Source organism: Delftia sp. WSY_22 (assembly GCF_043104185.1).
Lineage (GTDB): Bacteria > Pseudomonadota > Gammaproteobacteria > Burkholderiales > Burkholderiaceae_C > Comamonas > Comamonas tsuruhatensis.
The window spans coordinates 64,876-89,258 of the sequence record NZ_JBICKN010000014.1; the positions used below are offsets into that span (position 1 = coordinate 64,876).

Genomic DNA, 24,383 nt, shown 5'->3' on the forward strand with positions numbered 1-24,383 from the left:
CTGCAGAGCCCGGCGGTTTTTTGTTTTTCCCCTCACGATTCTTCGCTCCGTTTTCCACGATCCATCTTTCCTCACGAAAGCAAGCAATGACTGCTCATCAAGCTTCCCTCGCCGATTCCTGGTATCGCGGCGGTTCCCAAAAGACTGGCCAAACCGACGACGCACGTATCAAGGACATCACCGTGTTGCCCCCTCCCGAGCACCTCATTCGCTTCTTCCCCATCCGCGGTACGGCCGTCGAAACCCTGATCGGCGATACCCGCCGCACCATCCACAACATCATGGCTGGCGAGGATGACCGCCTGCTGGTCATCGTCGGCCCCTGCTCCATCCACGATCCGGCGGCCGCCATCGAGTACGCGCGCCGCCTGGCGCCCATACGCGAGCAGTACAAGGACACGCTGGAGATCGTGATGCGCGTGTACTTCGAAAAGCCGCGCACCACCGTGGGCTGGAAGGGGCTGATCAACGATCCCTACCTGGACCAGAGCTACCGCATCGACGAGGGCCTGCGCATTGCGCGGCAACTGCTGATCGACATCAACCGCCTGGGCGTGCCGGCCGCCAGCGAGTTCCTGGACGTGATCTCTCCCCAGTACATCGCCGATCTGATCAGCTGGGGCGCCATCGGTGCGCGCACCACGGAAAGCCAGGTCCACCGTGAACTGGCCTCGGGCATCTCGGCGCCCATCGGCTTCAAGAACGGCACGGACGGCAACATCCGCATCGCCACCGACGCCATCCAGTCGGCCAGCCGTGGCCACCACTTCCTGTCGGTGCACAAGAATGGCCAGGTTGCCATCGTGAACACGGCGGGCAACCAGGATTGCCACGTCATCCTGCGCGGCGGCAAGACTCCCAACTACGACGCTGCCAACGTGGCCGCTGCCTGCGAGGACCTCGAAAAGGCGGGCCTGACGCCCACGCTGATGGTCGACTGCAGTCACGCCAACAGCTCCAAGCAGCATGAGCGCCAGAAGGACGTGGCCCGCGACATCGCCGGACAGATCAGCGGCGGCTCGCGCAGCGTGTTCGGCGTGATGATCGAAGGCCATCTTGTGGGCGGCGCCCAGAAGTTCACGCCCGGCAAGGATGAAGTGGCTGCCCTGACCTACGGCCAGAGCATTACCGACGCCTGCCTGGGCTGGGATGATTCCCTGGCCACGCTGGCCGAGCTGTCCGACGCCGTGCGGCAGCGCCGCGTCAAGCAGACCGAGGCGGCAGCAGCCTTGGTGGCTGCCTGAGGCGCAAAAGAAAACGGGGCGTCTGCGCCCCGTTTTTCGTGCCTGGCCGCTCCGTGGTCAGTGGGACGATGTGGCGTCCGGCGGAGTCAGACCGCACTGGTTCAGCGTGTCGTCTATGCCCTGCAGCAGGGCCAGCAACTGGCGCTTGTCGAATTCCACGGGCTGGCTCCACTCATGTTCGGCCAGCGGATGAACGTGGCTCTGGCAGGGCAGCTGGCCGCCGGCCTCGATCACGGCACGCAGCCGGGGCAGGAAAACCCACTGCAGCCATTGCTGCAGCTTGAGCGTGTCGTACATGAAGGGCATGGTCGACGCCATGGCCTCGGGGCTTGGCGCCACGGCCGACCAGAGGCTCTGGCCGCGCAACTCATCTTCGAGCTGCTGCAGCTGGTCAAGCAGTTTCTGGTGTGTGGTGTCGGTCGTCATGCGATGCGGTTGATGAAGATTCGGGGTCCAATCTGCAGGCGATTGTACGTTTGCACCTTGAAGCGGGCGCCGTGCCGCCATGAAACACCTGCTGCTGGCAGTGCCAGCCCCAGGCTGCGGCGCTTGCGCCATGTCAGCTTGCCCGGGGTGTGGAAAAGGCGCTTGCGGTTAAGCTCGCGGTATGAGTAACGGCCCTGTCCGCGCGAGCAGGCACGGGGTTGTATCCAGTAATGACGAGAGGAGTTCCATGCGCAGCGAAGTGATTGTGGTGTTGGATGCCGGAAAAGAGTACCGCACGGACACCAACGGGCTCACCCCCATGAGTTCCGATGAAGGACGGCATTGGCTGGACCAGCAGTTCATCTCCATGGACTGCGAACCCCTGCGTGCCAGCGGCAAGGTACTGCTGGCCGACAAGCTGGTGGTGGTGGCGCGCGCGGCGCGTTCGCGTGTCGGGCTGTTCGACGACGAGCAGTGGCGCAACAGCTATGCCGTTGCAGCCCAGGCCGTGCTGTCCAAGCCGCTGATCCGTGTCGACGTGCCCGCCATGTCCATCAGCTACTGACGGCTGACAGGCGAAGGCACATGAAAGAAGCCCGGGCATGTCCCGGGCTTCTTTCATTGGGGTGGGGCCTGCTTGCGCTTTGTTCAGCCTGCGGCCTGCAGGGCGGCCAGCAGCTTGGGGTGTATGCCGCCGAAGCCGCCGTTGCTCATGCACACCACATGGTCGCCCGGCCGGGCGGCTGCGAGGATCTGTCCGATCAGCGTGTCCATGTCGCCTGCCACCTGCGCCTTGCGGCCAGGGCCCACGCCCAGGGGATGCAGCGCCTCGGCGGCGTCCCAGTCCAGGCCGGCCGTGTGGCAGAACACCAGATCGGCGCTTTCCAGGGACCAGGGCAGTTGCGACTTCATGGTGCCCAGCTTCATGGTGTTGCTGCGCGGCTCGAACACCGCAAGGATGCGTGCCTGGCTGCCGAGTTTGCGGCGCAGGCCGTCCAGCGTGGTGCGTATGGCCGTGGGGTGGTGGGCGAAGTCGTCGTAGACGGATACGCCGCCCGCCATGCCGCGCAGCTCCATGCGTCGCTTGACGTTCTGAAAGCGCGCCAGCGCCTCGCAGGCCTGTGCCGGCGTCACGCCCACGTGCTCGGCTGCCGCAATGGCGGCCAGCGCGTTGAGCTGGTTGTGTTCCCCGGTCAGCGCCCATTCCAGGCGGGCCACCTTGCGGCCACGGTGCAGCACGTCGAAGGCGCTCGGATCGCCCTCTGCGCTGAAGTCGCTGACCACCGCCCCGAAGCTGGAAACCTCGCTCCAGCAGCCCTGGTGCAGCACGCGGGTGATGCTTTCCTCGATACCGTTGACAACAAGCCGGCCCGAAGCGGGGACGGTGCGCACCAGATGGTGGAACTGGCGTTCGATGGCACCGAGATCCTCGAAGATGTCGGCGTGATCGAACTCCAGGTTGTTGAGCACGGCCGTGCGCGGGCGGTAGTGCACGAACTTGCTGCGCTTGTCGAAGAAGGCCGTGTCGTATTCATCGGCCTCAATGACGAAGACGGGCTCCGCGCCGGCCGGGCCCTCGCCTGGCGTCGGGCGCCTGGATGCACCCAGGCGGGCCGAGACGCCGAAGTCCAGCGGCACGCCGCCGACCAGAAAGCCCGGAGCCAGGCCTGCGCATTCGAGAATCCAGGCCAGCATCGACGTCGTGGTCGTCTTGCCATGCGTGCCGGCCACGGCCAGCACATGGCGCGGGCAGGACGGATGGTGCAGCACATGTTCGCAAAGCCATTGCGGCCCGCTGGTGTAGGGAGCGCCGCTTTCGAGGATTGCCTCCATCAGCGGGAACTTGGGGCTGCCGTCGGGCAGGCGCGCGCGGCTGACCACGTTGCCTACGACATACATGTCGGGTTGCAGGGTCATCTGGTCGGCGCCGTAGCCCTCGATCAGCTCGATGCCCAGTGCACGCAGCTGATCGCTCATCGGCGGGTAGACGCCGGCGTCGCAGCCTGTGACGCGGTGCCCAGCCTCGCGCGCCAGCGCGGCCAGTCCGCCCATGAAGGTGCCGCAGATGCCCAGAATATGTATGTGCATGGCCGGGCATTCTACGGTTGCCGCCATGTCCGGGATGGCTGGCCTGCAAAAACAGGAGCTTGCGGCCCAGCAGGCACCGGGTCCCGGAAACACAAGGTTGCGAAATCGCCGGTGCAAGGCGCTGGCGGGAACATGCAAAGCCCGTCAGCGGCCGGCGTTGCCGCGGCTTGGGTCACAATGGCCCGGGGCCATCCGCAGGGACGGCCTCTTATATATATGTAGGGATACAGCGGATCGTAAAGCCATGGACCAAGCCACTGCCGAAATTGCCCAGACTGCGGCCCGCCTCGTGGTCGAGGAAGGTCTGGAATGGGGGCCTGCCAAGCACCGCGCTGTGCGCCAGCTGGGACTGCCCTCGCGCACTGCGCTGCCGGGCAATGACCTGGTGGAAGAGGCTGTGCGCGAATACATCGCCCTGTTCTGCGCCGACACCCAGCCCCAGGAACTGCAGGCCCTGCGCGAGCTGGCTCTGCAATGGATGGATCGCCTGGCCGAGTTCCGTCCCCACCTGGCCGGCGCCGTCTGGCGCGGCACGGCCACGCGCCTGTCCGATATTTATCTGCAACTGTTCTGCGACGACCCCAAATCGGCAGAGATCGCACTGATCAACCAGCATGTGAACTACGAACCCAGCACCGTGACGGGATTCACCGGCCAGAGCGTGGAGGCGCTGAGCATCCATGCCTTCTGCCGCCCGCTGAACGAGGATGTGGGTGTGCACCTGCTGGTCCATGATCTTGACGATCTGCGCGGCGCGCTCAAGCCCGATGGACAGGGGCGCAGCCCGCGTGGCAGCGCAGAGGCATTGCGCAAGCTGTTGAACCAGGGCGAAGGGGAGGCCGACCGTGGCTGATTCCGTGGATGCAGGTCAAAACACATCTTCCCGCCGCCGCTGGCTGATGGGCGGCGTTGCCGCCGCTGCGGGACTGGGTGGCGCCGGATTGGCCTGGTGGCGATTTCAGCCCCATGCCATGGAGTCCAGCGCCGAAGAGCAGCTGTGGCAGCAGCGTTTCATCACGCCGGATGGCTCGGCCATGACGCTGTCGCGCTGGCGTGGCAAGCCGGTGCTGGTCAATTTCTGGGCCACCTGGTGCCCGCCGTGCGTGCGCGAACTGCCCATGCTGGATGCCTTCTCGGCACGCCAAGACCAGCATGGCATTCAGGTCATTGGCCTGGCCGTGGACAAGCCCGAGGCAGTGCAGCGCTTTCTGGGCCGCACACCCCTGCGTTTCCCCGTGGCGCTGGCGGTGGAAGGCGGTCTGGGCCTGACCCGCTCGCTCGGCAATCTGCAGGGTGGACTGCCCTTCACCGTGCTGCTCGGCGAGGATGGCCTGGTGCGGCAACGTAAAATAGGTGAGCTTACTACCGAAGATCTGGCTTCCTGGAGCGTAAAAGGCTGATTTCCGCAGCGACCGAGCCTGTGCAGGCTCAGGAAATCCCCCGAATTCCATGGCGACGTTGATGAAAAATATGCCTCAAAGCACGCAGAAGGGCGAAATTGGAGTAAATTCGCGCCCTATTTAGTTGTTAGCCGCTGGAGCTCCCATGGATTTGCGAAAACTCAAGACCCTCATTGATCTGGTGTCCGAATCGAACGTGTCGGAACTGGAGATCACCGAAGCAGAGGGCAAGGTCCGGATCGTCAAGAGCGAAGGCGCCGTGGTGCAGCACTACGTGGCTGCGCCCATGCAGGCTCCGATGGCTGCGCCCGTGGCAGCACCTGTGGCCGCTCCTGCAGCAGCGCCCGTGGCAGCCCCTGCCGAGGCAGCCGTCGCGGGACATGTGGTGAAGTCGCCCATGGTCGGCACCTTCTACCGCGCATCCAGCCCTGGCGGCAAGCCTTTCGTGGAAGTGGGCAACCAGGTCAAGGAAGGCGAGACCATCTGCATCATCGAAGCGATGAAGATTCTCAACGAGATCGAGGCCGACAAGAGCGGCACCATTACCCGCATCCTGGGTGAAAACGGCCAGGCCGTCGAGTACGGCCAGCCCCTGTTCGTGATCGAGTAACCTGCAGGCGAGCGATGCCGCAAGCGGCACGACGCCCTGGCGCGAACGCATGCCGCGGCGCGACAGAGCAATTGGCTCAACTGACGGCTTCGGCCTGCGTACCGCCGCAGGCACCAAGCCGCGAGGACCTTCATGTTTAAGAAAATTTTGGTTGCCAACCGGGGCGAGATCGCCCTGCGCATCCAGCGCGCCTGCCGTGAACTGGGCATCAAGGCGGTGATGGTGTATTCCGAGGCCGACCGTGACGCAAAGTACGTCAAGCTGGCCGACGAGGCCGTGTGCATCGGCCCCGCTCCTTCGCCGCTGAGCTACCTCAACATGCCGGCCATCATCTCGGCCGCCGAGGTGACCGACGCCGAGGCGATCCACCCTGGCTACGGCTTTCTCAGCGAGAACGCCGACTTTGCCGAGCGCGTGGAAAAGAGCGGCTTCACCTTCATCGGCCCCACGCCCGACAACATCCGCACCATGGGTGACAAGGTCTCGGCCAAGCAGGCCATGATCAAGGCGGGCGTGCCCTGCGTGCCGGGCTCGGACGGCGAACTGCCCGACGATCCGGTGCAGATCCGTCGCATCGCCAAGGCCGTGGGCTATCCGGTGATCATCAAGGCCGCAGGCGGCGGCGGTGGCCGTGGCATGCGCGTGGTGCATACCGAGGCGGCGCTGATCAATGCCGTGCAGATGACCAAGGCCGAGGCCGGTGCGGCCTTCGGCAATCCGGCCGTCTACATGGAGAAGTTCCTGCAGAACCCGCGCCATGTGGAAATCCAGATCCTGGCCGACAACCATCGCAATGCCGTCTACCTGGGCGAGCGCGACTGCTCCATGCAGCGCCGCCACCAGAAGGTCATCGAGGAAGCGCCGGCTCCCGGCATTCCCCGTCGCCTGGTCGAGAAGATCGGCGAGCGCTGCGCTGCAGCCTGCAAGAAGCTGGGCTACCGTGGCGCAGGCACCTTCGAGTTCCTCTACGAAAACGGCGAGTTCTACTTCATCGAGATGAACACGCGCGTGCAGGTGGAGCATCCGGTGACGGAACTGATCACGGGCGTGGACATCGTTCGCACCCAGATCATGGTGGCCGCAGGCGAGAAGCTGCCTTTCACCCAGCGCCAGATCAATGCCCAGCTCAAGGGCCATGCGATCGAATGCCGCGTGAATGCCGAGGACCCCTACAACTTCATGCCTTCGCCAGGCCGCATCACCATGTGGCATGCGCCCGGTGGCCCGGGCGTGCGCGTGGACTCGCACGTCTACAACAACTACTTCGTGCCGCCGAACTACGACTCCATGATCGGCAAGATCATCGTTCACGGCGACACGCGCGAGCAGGCGCTGGCACGCATGCGCACTGCGCTGCTGGAGACCGTGGTCGAAGGCATCAAGACCAACATCCCGCTGCACCAGGACCTGATGGTGGACGCCAAGTTCATGGAAGGCGGCACCAACATCCACTACCTGGAAGAGTGGCTGGCGCACCGCAACGCCAACAAGCGTTGAGCGGGTCACCCGATCGACCATGCATGCTGGCCCCCGGCGACGGCGGCCGGCATTTTTCATTGATTGCTTAGAAAAGGATGGGCCCATGTTCGAGTTGAGCCTGCTGTGCCCGGAAGACCGGGTCGAAACCATCAGCGATGCACTGGATGCGCTGGACGCCCTGAGCGTATCGGTCGAGGACGCCGACGCGCAGACCGAGGCCGAGCAGGCCCTGTTCGGCGAGCCCGGCATGCCGCCACCCAAGGACGGCTGGCAGCGCAGCCGCCTGGTGGCGCTGTTCCCCACGCAGCAAGCGGCCGAAGAGGCACGTGATCTGCTGCTGCCCCAGGACTTCTTCGAGGGCTGCAGCATCATCGCCGTCAAGCAGGTGCCCGAGCAGGACTGGGTGCGCCTGACGCAGTCGCAGTTCGCCCCCGTGGACATCACCCCCGAATTCTGGATTGTTCCCACCTGGCACGAGCTGCCGCCGCAGGCGCGCGTGAGCATCCGCCTGGACCCGGGCCTGGCCTTCGGCACGGGTACGCACCCGACCACGCGCATGTGCCTGCGCTGGATCGCGCGCCAGCCCGAGGGCAGCCTGGGGCGCACGCTGGACTACGGCTGCGGCTCCGGCATCCTGGCCATCGGTGCGGCCAAGTTCGGTGCCACCGACATCGACGCGGTGGACATCGACCCGGCTGCCGTGGAGTCCACGCGCTACAACGCCGATGCCAACGCCGTGCAGTTGAAGGCCGGCCTGCCCGATGCCGTGACGGGTGAATACCGCACCGTGCTGGCCAACATCCTGGCCACGCCGCTCAAGGTGCTGGCGCCGCTGCTGTGCGCCCGCGTGGCGGAGGGTGGAAGCCTGGTGCTGGCCGGCATCCTGGAGCGCCAGGCCGACGAACTCAAGCAGGCCTACGCGCCGTACCTGGCACTCGAAGTCGCCGACAGCGAAGATGGCTGGATCCTGATGACCGCGCGCCGCGCGGCCTGATTTGCGCCACGAGTCCCTGCGCGGCTGCCGCCTTCATGGCGCGTGCCGCGAGCAGCTGCCTACAATCGATCGCTGATGAGCCAAGTCACCCGCTGTCCTGCCTGTGGAACCCGCTTCAAAGTGGTGGCCGACCAGCTGCGAATTTCGCAGGGGTGGGTGCGCTGCGGCGTCTGCCATGAAGTGTTCGATGCCTCCGAGGATCTGCAGCCCCTGCCGGCCACGCCTGCGCATGCCGCCGGCAATCCCGTGGCGGGCGGGGCATCGCTCGATGGGCCGGAATTCGAGGACGATGACATCCGCGAATTCCGGGAGTCCATGTGGCTGCCGACGGCGCCCGTGGGGCTGCCGGGGCGGGGTGCTCCGGCACCGGCTGCAGCCACGGCAACTGCTGCAAGCACGGCGCCTGCTGCCAGGGTCGAGCCTTCGCCTGCCGTGCCGCCTGCCGAAGCTGCGGCTCCGCAGGCGCCCGCGCCCGCGTCCCCGGCACCGCCTGCGCAGACCCCTTCGGCTTTTGCCGCCGACGATCCGGGCCGCGAGCTGCCTGGCGCGTCGCTGGTGGACGAGATCCTGGCGGCGTCCGTGGCTGCACCAGCGGCGCAGTCCCAGCCTGACGCGCGGCATGAGCCGGCGGTGGCGTCCCCGCCCGGCCTGGAGCCCGAACCCGAGCCTGAACCCCAGCCCGAGCCTGAACACAAGCCTGTTTCCGCGCCATCGCCGCACAAGGTGGATGGTGCCGTGCCGTCCCAGAAAGCCGATGCGCCTTCGCTGTCCGTCCCGACGGGCCTGGTCCGTGAATCGGAGCGGCAGGCGCAGGTATCCGTGCCTTCGCCGGAGTTCTCCCGCTGGCCCGACAGCGACGGCGAGGGTGGCAGCGACGACCAGCCTGCGCTGCCCGAGGCCGAGCCCGGCTTTGTGCGTCAGGCGCGGCGCAAGGCCTTCTGGCGCCGGCCTGCCGTACGCGTGGCCCTTGTGCTGGGCTGCCTGCTGGGCGCGGGCGCTTTGGCAGGCCAGGTGATGTGGGGCCAGCGCGATGCGCTGGCCGTGCAGCATCCTTCGCTGGCGCCCACGCTGCAGACCCTGTGCGCCATGGCGGGCTGCGAGCTGCAGCCGCGCCGACAGATCGGCGATGTGGTGATCGGCAGTTCGGGTTTTCGGCAGCTGCCGCGCAACGGCCAGTACCAATGGAGCCTGACCCTGGAGAACCGTTCCGACTTCCCCGTGGCCATGCCCGCTGTCGAACTCACGCTCACCGATGCGCAGGACAAGCTGCTGCTGCGGCGCGTGATCCGGCTCGACCAGTTCGGTGCCCCGGCGCAGATCGAGGGCCATGGCGAATGGAGCGTGACCGCCCCGGTCGAAGTGCAGGGCCTGGAGTCCGCCGTTGCCGGTTACCGCGCCCTGGTTTTTTATCCCTGATTCCCCTGACTCTTCAAGAAAGCCGAGACACACCATGGCCGCTCTCATCTGCGGATCGCTTGCGTTCGACAACATCATGACCTTCGACGGAAGGTTTGCCGACCAGATCCTGCCTGACCAGTTGCACATCCTCAATGTGTCCTTCCTGGTGCCCACGCTGCGCCGCGATTTCGGCGGGTGCGCGGGCAACATCGCCTATGCGCTGAGGCTGCTGGGGGGCGATGCCTGGCCCATGGCCATGGTGGGCAGTGACGGTGCCGACTATGTGCAGCGCCTGCAGGATCTGGGCGTGCACACGGCGCACATCGGCCAGTTGCAGGACACGCACACGGCCCAGTGCATGATCATGACCGACCGCGACAACAACCAGATCACGGCCTTCCACCCGGGCGCCATGATGCAGGCCCACGGCAACCGCATCACGCCCGAACTCAGGGAGCAGGTGCGCGTGGGCATCATCGCTCCCGATGGCCGCGAGGCCATGATCGAGCATGCCCAGCAGTTCAAGGCTGCAGGCATTCCCTTTGTCTTCGATCCGGGCCAGGGCCTGCCCATGTTCGACGGGCAGGATCTGCGCCGCTTCATCGAGCAGGCCGACTGGGTGGCCGTGAACGACTATGAAGCCCGCATGCTCAGCGAGCGCACGGGCTGGAGCCTGGAGCAGATTTCAGGGCAGGTGCAGGGCCTGGTGGTGACGCTGGGCGCGCAAGGCTGCGAGGTCTGGGTGCAAGGCACCAGGACCCCGGTGGCGCCTGTGCAGCCCGCTGCCGTGGTCGACCCCACGGGCTGTGGCGACGCGTGGCGTGGCGCCCTGCTGTTCGGCCTGGAGCGTGGCTGGGATCTGGTGCGTTGTGCAGAACTGGGCAACCGCCTGGGTGCGCTCAAGATTGCCAGCCGCGGCCCGCAGAACTACGTGCTGGACTTCGCCAAGCCCTGAGGCGGTGATCGCCGGGTGGCGGTACAGCCGCCATCGTCGCAATGAAAAAAGCCCGACTCGAAAGAGCCGGGCTTTTTGCTTTGAGACCGGAGAAGTCTCAGGGCTTGCTGCCTGTGGGGAAGGGCCATGCGGCTTGGGGTGCCAGGCGGGTTTGCGCGATGGGCGCGGGTGCGGCAGCGGGAGCTGCAGGCGCGGCAACGGCGGGAGCTGCTGCGGCCTTCTTGGGAGCAGCGGCCTTCTTCGGCGCTGCAGCCTTCTTGGCGGGAGCGGCAGGAGCTGCTGCAGCCTTGGCGGGTGCTGCTGCGGGCTTGGCAGCCGGTGCAGCGGCGGGCTTCTTGGCCGCAGGAGCTGCAGCCTTCTTGGCGGGAGCTGCAGCCTTCTTGGCGGCAGGAGCAGCAGCCTTCTTGGCAGGCGCGGCAGCCTTCTTTGCAGCAGGAGCAGCAGCCTTCTTGGCGGGCGCTGCGGCCTTCTTGGCAGCAGGTGCAGCAGCCTTCTTGGCGGGAGCAGCGGCCTTCTTTGCAGCAGGCGCAGCAGCCTTCTTGGCGGGAGCTGCGGCCTTCTTTGCAGCAGGAGCAGCAGCCTTCTTGGCAGGAGCGGCGGCCTTCTTTGCAGCAGGCGCAGCAGCCTTCTTGGCGGGAGCGGCGGCCTTCTTGGCAGCAGGAGCAGCAGCCTTCTTGGCGGGAGCAGCGGCCTTCTTTGCAGCAGGAGCAGCAGCCTTCTTGGCGGGAGCAGCGGCCTTCTTTGCAGCAGGAGCAGCAGCCTTCTTGGCAGGAGCGGCGGCCTTCTTGGCAGCAGGAGCTGCAGCCTTCTTGGCGGGAGCAGCGGCCTTCTTCGCAGCAGGCGCAGCAGCCTTCTTGGCAGCAGGAGCAGCAGCCTTCTTGGCGGGAGCGGCAGCCTTCTTTGCAGCAGGAGCCGCAGCCTTCTTGGCGGGCGCTGCCTTGGCAGTGGCCGTGGCTTTCTTCACGGCTTCAGCCTTGGGGGCGGCCGCCTTTTTGGCGGTGGTCTTCTTGTCGGTGGGGGCCTTGGTAGAGGCCGTCTTCTTCGCAGTTGCCATCATCTTCTCCTTCGTTGATTTGCACAAAACACTTCGGGGTACGGGGCTCCGAAGCGATTCAATGCGATGTGGAGTGACGCATCGCAATGAACACGGAGACGCCCCACGCCGCAACACCATCGGTATTGCAAAAGCGTGAAGCGCGTCATGGTTCGCATTGTGCCTGCAGAGAAGCGATTAATCCCAGGAAAGTGCGCCTCCGGTTTGATACTCGATGACGCGTGTCTCAAAGAAGTTACGTTCCTTCTTCAAATCGATCATCTCGCTCATCCAGGGGAACGGGTTTTCCTCGTTCGGGAACAGGGCCTCCAGGCCGATCTGCGTGGCGCGGCGGTTGGCGATGTAGCGCAGGTAGCCCTTGAACATCGATGCGTTCATGCCCAGCACGCCGCGCGGCATGGTGTCCTCTGCGTAGCGGTATTCCAGCTCGACGGCCTTGACGAAAAGCGCCGTGATTTCTTCCTTGAATTCGGGTGTCCACAGCTGCGGATTTTCGAGCTTGAGCTGGTTGATCAGGTCGATGCCGAAGTTGCAGTGCATGGACTCGTCGCGCAGGATGTACTGGTACTGCTCGGCAGCGCCGGTCATCTTGTTCTGACGGCCCAGGGCCAGGATCTGCGTGAAGCCCACGTAGAAGAACAGGCCCTCCATCAGGCAGGCGAAAACGATGAGCGACTTCAGCAGCGTCTGGTCGGTCTCGAAGGTGCCGGTCTTGAAGCTGGGGTCCATGATCGCCTCGATGAAGGGGATCAGGAATTCGTCCTTGTCGCGGATGGAGGGAACTTCGAGATAGGCGTTGAAGATCTCGCCTTCATCCAGGCCCAGCGACTCCACGATGTACTGGTAGGCGTGGGTGTGGATGGCTTCCTCGAAGGCCTGGCGCAGCAGGAACTGGCGGCACTCGGGTGCGGTGATGTGGCGGTAGGTGCCCAGCACGATGTTGTTGGCAGCCAGCGAGTCGGCCGTCACGAAGAAGCCCAGGTTGCGCTTGACGATGCGGCGCTCGTCCTCGGTCAGGCCGTTGGGGTCCTTCCACAGGGCGATGTCGCGGTTCATGTTCACTTCCTGCGGCATCCAGTGGTTGGCGCAGGTGGCCAGGTACTTTTCCCAGGCCCACTTGTACTTGAAGGGCACCAGCTGGTTGACGTCGGTCTTGGCGTTGATGATTCGCTTGTCGGCGGCGTTGACGCGCTGGTGTGTGCCGGTGGCGGGGGCAGCTCCTGCGCCGGTCGGCGTGTTCGAGAGGGTGGCGTCGTCGTCAAAGGTCAGCATTGCAATTTTCTCCGGCATGCCCTGAGGCATATGTTCAGTTCATTCGGTGCGAAAGAGGCCTCTCTTTCTGCTCCGGTCAATGTAGGACCATGGGTGGCCTGGCATGTTGAGCAGGCCCAAGGTCCATGGCGAAGATCCTGCGCATGGCGCTGGCTGGCGGGCAGGGCGCGGGGCCTGCGCCGTGGCGAGGCCCCGCGCTGCGCGGCTTACTGGCAGGCTTCGCAGCCGGGATCGTCGATGGCGCAGAACTTGATGTCCGTCGCCGGGGCCTGGGCGCGTGCGGCGGCTGCCGCGGCTTCCAGGGCGCTGGAGGTGCTCACGGCAGCGGGCTGGGCGGCAGCCGTGGGCACTGCGTTGAGCACGCGGCTTTGCACCGTGGACTTCTCGATGTTGGTGGCGCTGGTGGTGCGCAGATAGTAGGTGGTCTTCAGGCCACGCAGCCAGGCCAGCTTGTAGGTGTCGTCCAGCTTCTTGCCCGAGGCGCCGGCCATGTAGATGTTCAGGCTCTGGGCCTGGTCGATCCACTTCTGGCGGCGTGCAGCGGCCTCGACCAGCCAGGTGGGCTCGACCTCGAAGGCGGTGGCGTACAGGTTCTTGACGTCCTGGGGCACGCGGTCGATGGGGCGCAGCGAGCCGTCGAAATGCTTGAGGTCCATGACCATCACGTCGTCCCACAGGCCCAGGCGCTTCAGGTCGCGCACCAGGTACTGGTTGATGACGGTGAACTCGCCGGACAGGTTGGACTTTACCGACAGGTTGCCGAACGAAGGCTCGATGGAGGCATCGACGCCGACGATGTTGGAGATGGTCGCCGTGGGCGCGATAGCCACGCAGTTGGAGTTGCGCATGCCGTGCTGGCCGATCTTGGCGCGCAGCGCATCCCAGTCCAGGCGCGAGGAACGGTCCACTTCCACGTAGCCGCCGCGGGCCTTCTCCAGCAGGTTCAGCGTGTCCAGCGGCAGGATGCCCTGGTCCCACAGCGAGCCCTTGTAGCTGGAGTACTGGCCGCGTTCCCTGGCCAGTTCGGTGGAGGCCCAGTAGGCGTAGTAGCAGATGGCTTCCATCGACTGGTCGGCGAACTCGACGGCCGCGTCGCTGGCGTAGGCGATGCGCATTTCATAGAGCGCATCCTGGAAGCCCATCAGGCCCAGGCCCACGGGGCGATGGCGCAGGTTGGAGTCCTTGGCCTTCTGCACGGCGTAGTAGTTGATGTCGATCACGTTGTCCAGCATGCGCATGGCCGTGGTGATGGTCTTGCGCAGCTTGCCGTGGTCGATGGCGCCGTTGGTGATGTGGCGCGCCAGGTTGACCGAGCCCAGGTTGCAGACGGCGGTCTCGGTGTCGCTGGTGTTCAGCGTGATCTCGGTGCACAGGTTGGACGAGTGCACCACGCCGGCGTGCTGCTGGGGCGAGCGCACGTTGCAGGGGTCCTTGAAGGTGACCCAGGGGTGGCCGGTCTCGAACAGCATGGACAGCATCTTGCGCCACAGGTCCACGGCCGGGATGCGCTTGAACAGCTTGAGCTCGCCGGTGTCGGCCTTGGTTTCGTAGGCCGTGTAGGCGCGCTCGAAGGCTGCGCCGAAGAGGTCGTGCAGGTCGCCGACATCGGAGGGCGAGAACAGGGTCCACTGGCCCTTTTCCATGACGCGCTTCATGAACAGGTCGGGAATCCAGTTCGCCGTGTTCATGTCGTGCGTGCGGCGGCGGTCGTCACCCGTGTTCTTGCGCAGCTCGAGGAATTCCTCGATGTCCAGGTGCCAGGTCTCCAGGTACGTGCAGACGGCGCCCTTGCGCTTGCCGCCCTGGTTCACGGCCACGGCCGTGTCGTTGACCACCTTGAGGAAGGGCACCACGCCCTGCGACTCGCCGTTCGTGCCCTTGATGCGCGAACCCAGGGCGCGCACGCGCGTCCAGTCGTTGCCCAGGCCGCCGGCGAACTTGGACAGCAGGGCGTTTTCCTTGATCGACTCATAGATGCCGTCCAGATCGTCGGGCACCGTGGTCAGGTAGCACGAAGACAGCTGCGAGCGCAGCGTGCCGCTGTTGAACAGCGTGGGCGTGCTGCTCATGAAGTCGAAGGAAGACAGCAGTTCGTAGAACTCGATGGCGCGCGCGTTGCGGTCCTCTTCCTGCAGCGCCAGGCCCATGGCCACGCGCATGAAGAAGGACTGGGGCAGCTCGATGCGCGTCTTGCGCACGTGCAGGAAGTAGCGGTCGTACAGGGTCTGCAGGCCCAGGTAGTCGAACTGCTGGTCGCGTTCGGCCTTGAGGGCGGCAGCCAGGCGGGGCAGGTCGTAGTTCAGCAGCTCGGGGTTGAGCAGCTCGTTGTCCACGCCCTTCTGGATGAAGCCGGGGAAGTAGGCGGCGTAGGCCGACTGGATGTCGGCAGGCTGCACGTCATGGCCCATGACCTCGCGCACGATGGTGTGCAGCAGCAGGCGGGCGGTGACGTAGGTGTAGTCGGGGTCCTTTTCGATCAGCGTGCGCGCGGCCAGGATGGAGGCCTTGAAGACTTCTTCGATCGGCACGCCGTCGTACAGGTTGCGCAGCGTCTCGGCAACGATGGGCGCGGCCTGGATGTCGGCATTGAGGTTGCGGCAGGAGGCCTCGATCAGGGCCAGCAGGCGGGCCTGGTCCAGCGGAACGCGCTGGCCGTTGTCGGTCACATGCAGCACGGGGGCGGGCGCGGCCGCAGCGGCGGCAGCGGCCTCGGCGGCCTTCTTCTGCTCGGCACGCTCCTGGTTGCGGCGGTCGCGGTACAGCACGTAGGCGCGCGCCACGTCGTGGTGGCCGCCGCGCATCAGGCCCAGCTCGACCTGGTCCTGCACGTCTTCAATATGGAAGGTGCCGCCGCCCGGACGCGAGCGCAGCAGGGCGCGCACCACGGCCTGGGTGAGCTCGTCCACGGTCTCGCGCACGCTGGCGGAGGCAGCGCCCTGGGCGCCGCGCACGGCCAGGAAGGCCTTGGTCAGCGCGACGGCGATCTTTTGCGGGGTGAAGGGCACCACGTCGCCGCTGCGGCGGATGATCTGGTAGCCGTCCTGCACGGACAGGTGATGGGCGGAGGAAGGATTGGCAGCATCACCGTGCGCAGCGGGAGCCAAAGAATTCAGTGCTTCTTGCATGAGTTTCCTCAACGGGTGTTTGTGGATAGAACGGACGCGGACCTGCACTGGGGGCAGGCTTGCTGGGAGATGGAATCGATGGCCGGATGTGCACACCGTTTTCACAGGGTGTGCACAGCTTGTGAACACTAGATATGGTGTCCGGCGTGCTCTCAGGCACTACCTGTAGTGTATCGCCGTCTCATGTACACGGGGTACTCACGGCCGGAAAACCGCTGTTTGCGCTGCGCCAAAACAGTGCCCAGCATGCAAGCCCATAGCAGCAGATCACCGCTGCGCGGTGGCTGGCGGGCGATGGCCTGTCGCAAGCCGCTACAGCCTTGCCGCTGCGCCGGTCGGACCGCCGAAAGCCCCATGAACAGTGGGGCTGCGACACATGCGTGAATTTGTAAAAAAAGATCAGGCCGGCCCGGCGTGCGCCTGCGCGCCACATGGGTTGCTTTCTGGATTGACAGCGCACTTTTCCTGGGCCTGTGGACAAGCCGGCCTGCGTGCAAGGCCTGGCGCAGTCCGGCAGGAGGGTGTGTGCTTACGTGGAGGGCTGGCCGGCGCGGGGCGGCAGCTGCCAGTTCGCCGTGGCCTGGTGACGGGACAGCAGCCCGCGCAGCCGGGGCCAGTCGAAGCCGGGGCCGGGATCGCGTTTGCGGCCGGGCGCAATGTGCTCATGGCCTGCGAGATGGGCGACGGGGTAGCGTGCGGCGATGGCTTCGCACAGGTTCTCCAGGGCCGCATATTGCGCCGGCTCGAACGGCAGTCCCTCCAGGCCTTCCAGCTCTATGCCGATGGAGTCGTCGTTGCAGCGATCCTTGCCGCGCCAGCTGGAGGCGCCCGCATGCCAGGCGCGCGCGTCACAGTCCACAAATTGCCAGACCTCGCCCAGGCGCGTGACGAAGAAATGCGCCGACACCTCCAGGCCGCGTATGCCCTGGTAGTAAGGATGGGCGTCCCAGTCGAGCTGGTTGGTGAACAGTTGCTGGACCGCCCCCGTGCCGTACTCGCCGGGGGGCAGGCTGATGGAGTGCACGACGACCAGATCGACCAGGGCCTGGGCCGGGCGCTCGCCGAAGTTGGGCGAGGGCAGGTGGCGTGCCTGTTGCAGCCAGCCGCCTTGCCAGGTCCAGGCCGGGCCCATGGTCGTGGTGGCTGGTGCCTGCGGATCAGGCTTCGCCATGGCCGCCTCCGTCCGCCTCGGCGCTGGCGTCGCCGGGCAGGGCGATGTTCAGCCGGTCGATGCGGTAGCGGATCTGGCGCAGGCTCAGCCCCAGGCGTGCGGCCGTGGCCGTGCGGTTGAAGCCGTTTTCCTGCAGCGCCTGCACCAGGATGCCGCGCTCGCGCTCGTCCAGCCAGGCCTGCAGGTCGCGGGGCAGCTCCATGTCGGCAGGCTCCGGCGGCGGTGCGGCGCCGTCGTGCGCCTGGGTCTGCGCCGATGCGGGTGGAGCCGGCGGAGTGCCGCAGGGCAGCTGCATCTCGGGGTCTATGCGCAGCGGCCCTTCCTCGCCCAGCGTGATGGCGCGGTGCAGCAGGTTCTCCAGTTCGCGCACATTGCCGGGCAGCGGCAGGCGGGCGATCTGCTCCAGGGAACGCTCGTCGATCTCGGGCATGGGCAGGCCCGACTCCTGCGACAGCCGTGCCAGCAATGCACGGCACAGCGCGGGCAGGTCCTCGCGGCGCTCGCGCAGCGGCGGAAGAAGGACTTCGATGACGTTGAGGCGGTAGTACAGGTCCTGGCGAAAACGTCCTGCCTGCACGTCGGCGGCCAGGTCGCGGTGGGTGGCGCTGACGATGCGCACGTCGGCCGCTTCCTCCTGCGCCGAGCCCAGGGGGCGCACGCGGCGTTCCTGGATGGCGCGCAGCAGCTTGGCCTGCATGGGCAGCGGCAGGTCGCCGATTTCGTCGAGGAACAGGGTGCCGCCGCGTGCCGCCTGGAAATAGCCGTCGCGGTCCTGGGTGGCTCCGGTATAGGAGCCCTTGCGGGCGCCGAAGAACTCGGCCTCCAGCAGGTTTTCGGGGATGGCGCCGCAGTTCACGGCCACCATGGGGCCGTGGGCGCGCTGGCTGCAGGCGTGCAGGGCACGCGCCACCAGCTCCTTGCCCGTGCCCGACTCGCCGTGCACCAGCACCGGCGCCATGCCGCGCGCCACCTTGGCAATGCGCTGCTTGACGGCCTGCATGGCGGGCGACTCCCCAACCATGGCGTCGAGCGCCCCGCCGCCGCTGAGCACGGGGCTTGCGGCCGACGCCGCCGAGGGGCTGCGCGCCGGCATCACGCCGGGGGGCGGCACGCCGCCCACGCCCTGGGCGGCCGAGGCCACGACCAGGCGGAACTGCTTGAGGTCCACGGGCTTGGTCAGATAGTCGAAGGCGCCCGAGCGCAGGGCTTCGACGGCATTTTCGGCCGAGCCGTAGGCGGTCATGACCACGCAGCGTTCTCGCCGCTGCTGGTTGCGCAGGTCCTGCAGCAGCTCCATTCCCATGCCGTCGGGCAGGCGCATGTCGGTGATGACCACGTCGAAGCGCTGGGTCTGCAGCTGTTCGCGCGCCTCGCCCACGCTGGCGGCGGTTTCCACGCGGTAGCCTTCGCGCAGCAGGGTCAGTTCATAGAGGGTGCGCAGATCCGGCTCGTCGTCCACGACAAGAATCGATGCGGCAGCGGGCAGGGAGTTCAAGGGCATCACACCACAATCTGGTCAAACAGGGAGGCCGGCAGAGCCGATGCGGCGCCGGCGCGGAACACGATGCTGAAGGCATTGCCCTCGACAGGGCCGTGCGGCGCGGGCCGCGACAGCCGCTGGTAGCTGATGCCTGCATCGTAGCGCTGGCACAGCTCGCGGCAGATGTACAGGCCCAGGCCGCTGGAGCGGCTTTCCGACGAGAAGAAGGGCTCGAACAGATGGCGCTGCACCGTGGGCTCCAGTGCGGCGCCGTCGCTCCAGACCTGCAGCCAGATCTGGCCTGCGGCCGGCGCGCCGGTCAGCACCTGCAGCGTATGCGGCTGCTGGGCGTTGCTGCGGTAGCGCTGGGCGTTGTCCAGCAGGTTCACCAGGATGCGGCGCAGGTGCTCGCCGTCGAACACCACGGTCCTTGCGCGCGCGTCCAGCAGCAGCTGGATGCTGCGCGCAGGCTGGCCCTGGGCCTGCCACTCCTGGCAGGCCTGGGCCACATGCTGGTCCAGGTCCAGCAGGCCGGCGTGGGCCTCGCCAATGTGCTGCTGGGCCCGCGCGATGTTGAGCACGTCCTCGACGGTGCGCGCCAGCCGCTCGGCGTTCTGGCCCACGATGCGGCACAGCTGCTGCTGGGCCGGGTTCTGCGCCAGATCTTCTGCCAGCAGGGCGTTGGCCTGGGTGATGGCGGCCAGCGGATTGCGGATCTCATGGGCCACGGCGGCGGACATGCGGCCCATGGAGGCCAGCTTTTCCGTGCGCAGCCGCGCCTCCAATTCGCGCAGGTCGTGCAGAAAGACCACGCACAGCTGCTGCAGCAGCGCGGGCTCGGCGGCATCGGTGGCGTCGGACGGGGTGGCGACCTCGGTCAGCCAGGTTCGCAGATGCAGTCCCGTCATGCCTTCCTGGCCTATGGACTGCAGATGGATGGCGGCCGATATCGGCAGGTTCTGGGCAAAGCTCTGGGCCACGGCATCCTGCAGCCGCTGCCAGCCTGCGTGTTCCTTGAGGGCGAAGGGCAGGGCATGCGCGTCGGACAGTCCCAGCAGGTGCAGCGCGGCCGGGTTGGCCTGCCGCACGCGGAATTGGGGATCAACCACCAGCACGCCTTCGCCCAGGTGGCGGATCACCAGGGCATTGACCTGCTCCTGGGCCTGGGCCTTGCGGCTGCTGTGCTGTGCCAGGTGCCGCTCGCGCCGCACGCGGCGCGCCAGCTCGTGCGTCAGATAGGCCACGGCGAAATAGCCTGCGCAGGCAAAGCTGGCCTGGTAGTAGGCCTGGGTACTTTCTATGCGGCCCGCCAGGTCCTGCCATGCGACCCAGCCCAGGGTCAACAGCGTGACGCTGGCCGTGGTGGCCAGCGCCAGCGTCAGATTGCCCAGCACGGCCGAAATCAGGATGGGGATGGCCAGCAGGGCCGAGTAGTTGAGCGGGCCTGTCTGCAACACCTGCAGCAGGCAGATGGCCGCGATGTCCACGCCGATCACGGGCAGCCAGTGCACGCCGACGCGGGCAGAGGGCGGCTGCTCGCGTGCGGTCAGCCGCACCAGCAGCGTCAGCCCCAGGTAGCCCAGGCAGACCAGCCAGACCAGGGGATTGCCGCCGGGCTGCACGCTGAGCAGCGCCAACTGCAGCAGCAGCAGCGCAGTGGCGATGAGAACGCGGCCCGTCAGAAATCCCTGCCACAGCCGGACGAAGGGGGCGTTGGCGTCGTGCGGCGACTGCGCCGTGGCCTCGTCGATGGTGGGCGGCTGGGAGCGGGCGGCGTCCTGCATGCTCAGCGCCGTTGCGCCAGGGCCCGGTGCTCGGCGCTGCAATAGCTGCGGCCTGCGGCCTCGATGGCTTCGCTGCGCGGCAGGTGCAGTCCGCAGTGCGCGCATTCGACCATGTCCTGCGGTGCCGCCAGCGGCGCGTTGGCCGGGTTGCGAGGCGCAGCCGCCTGGCGCCGCTCACGGGCCTCGGTGCGGCGCTGGCTGCGCCAGACGCCGACGGCAATGACGATGACGATCAGGACCAGCAGGTACTTCATGCGGCGCGCTCCAGCAGCACTTCCATCACGAAGCGTGATCCCGCATAGGCCAGCAGCAGCAGCGCGGCGCCCGCGTAGAGCACGCGCACGGCGCTGCGGCCACGCCAGCCAAAGCGCGCACGGCCGATCAGCAGCACGGCAAAGGTCAGCCATGACAGCAGCGAGAACACCGACTTGTGGTTCCAGACCCAGGCCTTGCCGTAGAGCTGTTCGCCGAACAGCCAGCCTGCGGCCAGCGTGGCCGTGAGCAGCACGAAGCCTGCGGAAACGAAGCGGAAGGTCAGGCGCTCCAGCGTGAGAAGGGGCAGGCCGCTGTCATGCCCGCCACCGCCCAGCCGCATGTGCTGCTCGGCGCGTGTCATCAGCGAGGCATGGACCACGGCGGCGGCGAACAGTCCGTAGGAGGCAATGCCCAGCGCCAGGTGCAGCGGCAGCCAGGGCGAGGCGTTGACATGCAGGGGCGTTCCCGGAAACAGCGCGGCCAGGAGCACGGCGGCCGTGCCCAGCGCTGACAGCGCCAATTGCGCGCGCATCTTGGGGAACAACTGCTGTTCGACCCCATAGACGGTGAGCACCAGCCAGGCCGTCATGGACAGTGCTGGCGCGAACCCGAAGTGCGGCTGTTCCCCGAGCAGGCCCCAGGCCAGGGCCAGGGCGTGGAGCACCCAGGCCAGGCGCAATGCGGCGCGGGCGCCAGCATGGCTGATGCGTCGGGCACCGGCGGCCGGCACGGCATAGGCCACGGCTGCGGCAAGCGCCAGCATCCAGCCCAGGGGCGATGCGTTGGCGGAAATCAGGGGGACGGAGAGCATCTTTCTATGATAGCTGTGGCTTTCCTGCCGCCGGTTGTGCAGGCTCAGAATCCGGGCGCCGTGCCGTGGTTCGGAGCGCACTTTCTTCAGGGCTCGATGGCTGCCTCGATGCGATTGCGCCCCAGGGCCTTGGCCTGGTAGAGCAGGCCGTCCACCTTCTGCAGCCAGGTTTCCAAAGGCGCGGCAGACGGCTGCCGCACGGTGAGTACGCCGCAACTGACGGTGAGCAGCGGCGCCGTGGGAGAGGCGGCGTGGGCGATGGACAGGCGCAGCACTTCCTGGCGGAAATTCTCGGCCATGACCTGGGCGTCGCTTTCGCCGGGGAGGATGAGCGCGAATTCCTCGCCGCCAAAGCGCGCTGCCAGGTCGTAGGGCCGGCGCGCATGGCGCTGCAGCGTGGCGGCCACTGCCTTGAGCGCCTCGTCCCCCTGCACATGGCCATAGCAGTCGTTGTATTGCTTGAAGTGGTCTATATCAATGAGAGCCAGGCCCACGGACTCGCCCGTGCGCAGGCTGCGGCGGTGGGAGCGCTCCAGCATGTCGTCGAAGTGGCGGCGGTTGGCCAGCCCTGTCAGTCCGTCCACCATGGCCAGGCGCTCCAGGGCCTGGCGCTGCAGGGCCAGGCGTATCTGGTTGCGCACGCGCACCTCGACCACGGCGGGACGTATGGGCTTGGAGACATAGTCGGCCGCGCCCAGGCGCAGGCCGTATTCCTCGGCCTGGGCATTGCTCTGGCCGGTAATGAAGATGACGGCGATATGGGCGGTGCGCTCCTGGGCGCGCAACGCACCCAGCACCTCGTAGCCGTTCATGCCGGGCATGGCCAGGTCCAGCAGGATCAGCTGCAGCCGGTGGGCTTCGCGCTGCGCGATCACCAGCGCACCCGGGCCGTCCTTGGCCAGCAGCACACGGTAGTGGGGGCTCAGCAGCTCGGCCAGCATGCTGCGGTTCAGCCGTTCGTCGTCAACGATGAGGACCGTGGGCAGTTCCGGCCCGGTCAAGGCTTCAAACATCTGCAGCTCCCTGTAGGACCGTCCGGTTCACGGCCATGCTCCGCGCCAGCTGTTCGAGCGCCTGCAGCGCCGCCTCGGTTTCCAGGGACTCGGTGCAGCGCTGGATGCGCTGCAGCACGGACGCATGGCGCCCGTCGACCAGGGGCCGCAGCCGTTCCAGTTCGGCCAAGGCGGCATAGTCGCTGTCGGCAATCTGCAGCCGCAGCCGAGCCAGGGTGGACGAGACTTCTTCCGCGGTCATCGGCTGCCGCTGCGGGGGGGGCGCGGCAGTGGTCACGGCGGCCGCGGACGCCACGGCCACTACGGCCGTCTGCCCGGACCGCCGGGCGATTTCCGCCAGCAGGCCCTGCAGTCCATCGGCCAGCGCCTGGACCAGGGATTGCAGATCGCCGCCGGGCCGGGCGTTGCCGCCATTGCCGTCGCCTGACAGGCAGGCTTGCGCACCGGTCTCGGCCATGGCCGACCATTGCTCCAGCAGGTCCGCGCCCAGGTAGCCCAGACTGCCCTTGAAGGTGTGCACCAGCGATGCCACGGTGTCCCAATGGCCGCTGCGCACGGCATCGCGCAGCCGTTGCGGCGCATCGGCAAAGTCCTGGGCAAAGCCTTCGATGGCGTGGAGCATGCGCGGCGATTGGCCGGCAAGGCGTTGCCGCAGCCGTGCCGGATCCCAGGCCTGGGCAGGGCTTGACGGCGTCGGCTGCAAGGGCGCGGCCGGCGCAAGCGCTGCCGTTGGAGGAGGGCCCGCGCGCAGGCAGCGCTGCAGTGTCTCGTACAGCAGCACATCGTCAACGGGTTTGGTCAGATGGGCATTCATGCCTGCGGCCTCGATCCGGGCGCGCTCCTCGACATAGGCCTGCGCAGTCAGCGCGATCACCGGAAGATGCCGCAGCGCGCTGCGCGTGCGGATGGTGTGCGTGACATTGAGGCCGTCCATGCCGGGCATGTGCACGTCCATGAGCACGGCATCGAAAGGCTGGGTGTCCAGCAGCTGCAGCGCCTGCAGACCGTCCTGCGCAGTCTGTACCGATATGCCGGCCTGCTCCAGCAGCTCGGTGGCCACCTCGCGGTTGAGTACGTTGTCATCCACCACCAGCACCCTGCGCCCAGGCAGGCCCGGGTAGCGCTGCTGTGGCGAGGGGCCGGCCGCCGGGCTTTCCGGCGGGGGCGATTCGGGGTCCCGCAGTGCCTCCCGGATGCACGAGCGCAGTGCCGATGCGGTCAAGGGCTTGATCAGCAGGCCCCGCGGGCCCAACTGCGCGGCCTGCAGCTGCACTTCGTCGCGCCCGAAGGCCGTGACCATGAGCGCAGCCGGGGTCTTGGCCAGGTCCTGCTGCTCGCGCATGCGGCGTGCCAGGTCCAGCCCGTCCATGCCGGGCATGCGCCAGTCCAGCAGGGCCAGGCCGTAGGGGGATTCCTGGCGTGCGGCCTCTTGCAGCATGTGCAGCGCCTGCATGCCGTCCGCCGCCGTATCGCAGCGCATGCCCAGTTTGCGCACCATGGCGGCCAGGGCCTCGCGCGCGCTGGCGTTGTCATCGACGATGAGAACGCCGGTGCTGCCCAGGTTGTCGTGGCCGTCCAGCGGCGCATCCGTGGCAGGCCGGACCTTGGCCGTGAAGCGGAAGTTGCTGCCCTGGCCGGGCTGGCTGCAGACGCTGATCTCGCCGCCCATGAGCTGCACCAGCCTGTGGCAGATGGCTAGGCCCAGGCCGGTGCCGCCGTGGCGGCGCGTGGTCTGGATGTCGGCCTGGGTGAAGGGCTGGAACAGCCGTTCGGCCCGCGATGCATCCAGGCCTATGCCGGTGTCGCGCACGTTCACGCACAGGT

Annotated in this window: 21 protein-coding genes; 9 read left to right on the forward strand and 12 right to left on the reverse strand. The window is 66.9% G+C overall.

What is annotated here, in order from left to right:
• The first annotated feature begins 86 nt into the window (after nucleotides 1–86).
• Nucleotides 87–1,244: a 3-deoxy-7-phosphoheptulonate synthase gene (locus tag ACF8NF_RS08410; RefSeq protein ID WP_016448014.1), complete on the forward strand. Its 1,158-nt coding sequence runs from the start codon at nucleotides 87–89 to the stop codon at nucleotides 1,242–1,244.
• A 57-nt stretch (nucleotides 1,245–1,301) separates the two neighbouring features.
• Here ACF8NF_RS08410 and ACF8NF_RS08415 read toward each other — a convergent pair whose 3' ends face one another.
• The gene (locus ACF8NF_RS08415) at nucleotides 1,302–1,670 is read right to left on the reverse strand and encodes a YqcC family protein (RefSeq protein ID WP_016453140.1); all 369 of its coding nucleotides are present in this window, start codon (nucleotides 1,668–1,670) and stop codon (nucleotides 1,302–1,304) included.
• 247 nt (nucleotides 1,671–1,917) lie between these two features.
• On the opposite strand from ACF8NF_RS08415, the gene ACF8NF_RS08420 reads away from it, so the two are divergent.
• Entirely contained in the window at nucleotides 1,918–2,235 is a 318-nt protein-coding gene (locus ACF8NF_RS08420; protein WP_392450434.1) for a hypothetical protein, read from the forward strand.
• An 83-nt stretch (nucleotides 2,236–2,318) separates the two neighbouring features.
• Here ACF8NF_RS08420 and mpl read toward each other — a convergent pair whose 3' ends face one another.
• Nucleotides 2,319–3,758, reverse strand: a complete 1,440-nt coding sequence (mpl, locus tag ACF8NF_RS08425) for a UDP-N-acetylmuramate:L-alanyl-gamma-D-glutamyl-meso-diaminopimelate ligase (protein ID WP_061288105.1) — start codon at nucleotides 3,756–3,758, stop codon at nucleotides 2,319–2,321.
• Between the two features lie 244 nt (nucleotides 3,759–4,002).
• Here mpl and ACF8NF_RS08430 point away from each other — a divergent pair, with 244 nt between their 5' ends.
• The 7 genes from ACF8NF_RS08430 to ACF8NF_RS08460 all read left to right on the forward strand — a co-directional run bounded on the left by ACF8NF_RS08430 (nucleotide 4,003) and on the right by ACF8NF_RS08460 (nucleotide 10,594).
• Nucleotides 4,003–4,611, forward strand: a complete 609-nt coding sequence (locus ACF8NF_RS08430) for a hypothetical protein (RefSeq protein WP_392450436.1) — start codon at nucleotides 4,003–4,005, stop codon at nucleotides 4,609–4,611.
• A gap of 46 nt (nucleotides 4,612–4,657) precedes the next feature.
• Nucleotides 4,658–5,158 (forward strand): TlpA family protein disulfide reductase, encoded by a 501-nt coding sequence (locus ACF8NF_RS08435; protein WP_392450445.1) that lies wholly within the window; start codon nucleotides 4,658–4,660, stop codon nucleotides 5,156–5,158.
• Between the two features lie 145 nt (nucleotides 5,159–5,303).
• Nucleotides 5,304–5,768 carry an acetyl-CoA carboxylase biotin carboxyl carrier protein gene (gene accB, locus ACF8NF_RS08440; RefSeq protein WP_016448008.1) on the forward strand — a complete coding sequence of 155 codons (465 nt, stop codon included), beginning with the start codon at nucleotides 5,304–5,306 and terminating at the stop codon, nucleotides 5,766–5,768.
• A 132-nt stretch (nucleotides 5,769–5,900) separates the two neighbouring features.
• A complete protein-coding gene (accC, locus tag ACF8NF_RS08445; protein ID WP_016448007.1) occupies nucleotides 5,901–7,265 on the forward strand; it encodes an acetyl-CoA carboxylase biotin carboxylase subunit in 1,365 nt (454 codons plus the stop codon).
• 85 nt (nucleotides 7,266–7,350) lie between these two features.
• Complete coding sequence (prmA, locus tag ACF8NF_RS08450; RefSeq protein ID WP_017404628.1) at nucleotides 7,351–8,241, forward strand: 50S ribosomal protein L11 methyltransferase; 891 nt, start codon at nucleotides 7,351–7,353, stop codon at nucleotides 8,239–8,241.
• A gap of 75 nt (nucleotides 8,242–8,316) precedes the next feature.
• Nucleotides 8,317–9,657, forward strand: coding sequence for a zinc-ribbon and DUF3426 domain-containing protein (locus ACF8NF_RS08455; protein WP_392450438.1), 1,341 nt, complete (start codon nucleotides 8,317–8,319; stop codon nucleotides 9,655–9,657).
• A 34-nt stretch (nucleotides 9,658–9,691) separates the two neighbouring features.
• On the forward strand, nucleotides 9,692–10,594 hold the full coding sequence (locus ACF8NF_RS08460; protein WP_160852018.1) for a carbohydrate kinase family protein: 903 nt from the start codon (nucleotides 9,692–9,694) through the stop codon (nucleotides 10,592–10,594).
• A 97-nt stretch (nucleotides 10,595–10,691) separates the two neighbouring features.
• On the opposite strand, the gene ACF8NF_RS08465 is transcribed toward ACF8NF_RS08460, so the two are convergent.
• From ACF8NF_RS08465 to ACF8NF_RS08510, 10 genes are all read right to left on the reverse strand, one after another.
• The gene (locus ACF8NF_RS08465; RefSeq protein WP_392450439.1) at nucleotides 10,692–11,648 is read right to left on the reverse strand and encodes a hypothetical protein; all 957 of its coding nucleotides are present in this window, start codon (nucleotides 11,646–11,648) and stop codon (nucleotides 10,692–10,694) included.
• A 177-nt stretch (nucleotides 11,649–11,825) separates the two neighbouring features.
• Nucleotides 11,826–12,920: a ribonucleotide-diphosphate reductase subunit beta gene (locus ACF8NF_RS08470; RefSeq protein WP_016448002.1), complete on the reverse strand. Its 1,095-nt coding sequence runs from the start codon at nucleotides 12,918–12,920 to the stop codon at nucleotides 11,826–11,828.
• Between the two features lie 206 nt (nucleotides 12,921–13,126).
• Complete coding sequence (locus ACF8NF_RS08475; RefSeq protein WP_016448001.1) at nucleotides 13,127–16,045, reverse strand: ribonucleoside-diphosphate reductase subunit alpha; 2,919 nt, start codon at nucleotides 16,043–16,045, stop codon at nucleotides 13,127–13,129.
• Between the two features lie 529 nt (nucleotides 16,046–16,574).
• Nucleotides 16,575–17,216, reverse strand: a complete 642-nt coding sequence (gene ampD / locus ACF8NF_RS08480) for a 1,6-anhydro-N-acetylmuramyl-L-alanine amidase AmpD (RefSeq protein WP_016448000.1) — start codon at nucleotides 17,214–17,216, stop codon at nucleotides 16,575–16,577.
• The gene (locus ACF8NF_RS08485) at nucleotides 17,203–18,717 is read right to left on the reverse strand and encodes a sigma-54 dependent transcriptional regulator (RefSeq protein WP_016447999.1); all 1,515 of its coding nucleotides are present in this window, start codon (nucleotides 18,715–18,717) and stop codon (nucleotides 17,203–17,205) included. The genes ampD and ACF8NF_RS08485 overlap by 14 nt, the downstream gene beginning before the upstream one ends.
• Nucleotides 18,717–20,480, reverse strand: coding sequence for a sensor histidine kinase (locus ACF8NF_RS08490; protein ID WP_392450441.1), 1,764 nt, complete (start codon nucleotides 20,478–20,480; stop codon nucleotides 18,717–18,719). Before ACF8NF_RS08490 ends, ACF8NF_RS08485 begins: the two co-directional genes overlap by 1 nt.
• Nucleotides 20,481–20,482: 2 nt before the next feature.
• Entirely contained in the window at nucleotides 20,483–20,734 is a 252-nt protein-coding gene (locus ACF8NF_RS08495; protein WP_392450442.1) for a PP0621 family protein, read from the reverse strand.
• Nucleotides 20,731–21,546: an inner membrane protein YpjD gene (locus ACF8NF_RS08500; protein WP_017407444.1), complete on the reverse strand. Its 816-nt coding sequence runs from the start codon at nucleotides 21,544–21,546 to the stop codon at nucleotides 20,731–20,733. Before ACF8NF_RS08500 ends, ACF8NF_RS08495 begins: the two co-directional genes overlap by 4 nt.
• Nucleotides 21,547–21,632: 86 nt before the next feature.
• Entirely contained in the window at nucleotides 21,633–22,559 is a 927-nt protein-coding gene (locus tag ACF8NF_RS08505) for a diguanylate cyclase (protein WP_016447995.1), read from the reverse strand.
• Nucleotides 22,552–24,383 (reverse strand): response regulator (locus ACF8NF_RS08510; RefSeq protein WP_392450443.1); only part of this gene is annotated, 1,832 nt, incomplete at its 5' end. The genes ACF8NF_RS08510 and ACF8NF_RS08505, both read right to left, overlap by 8 nt.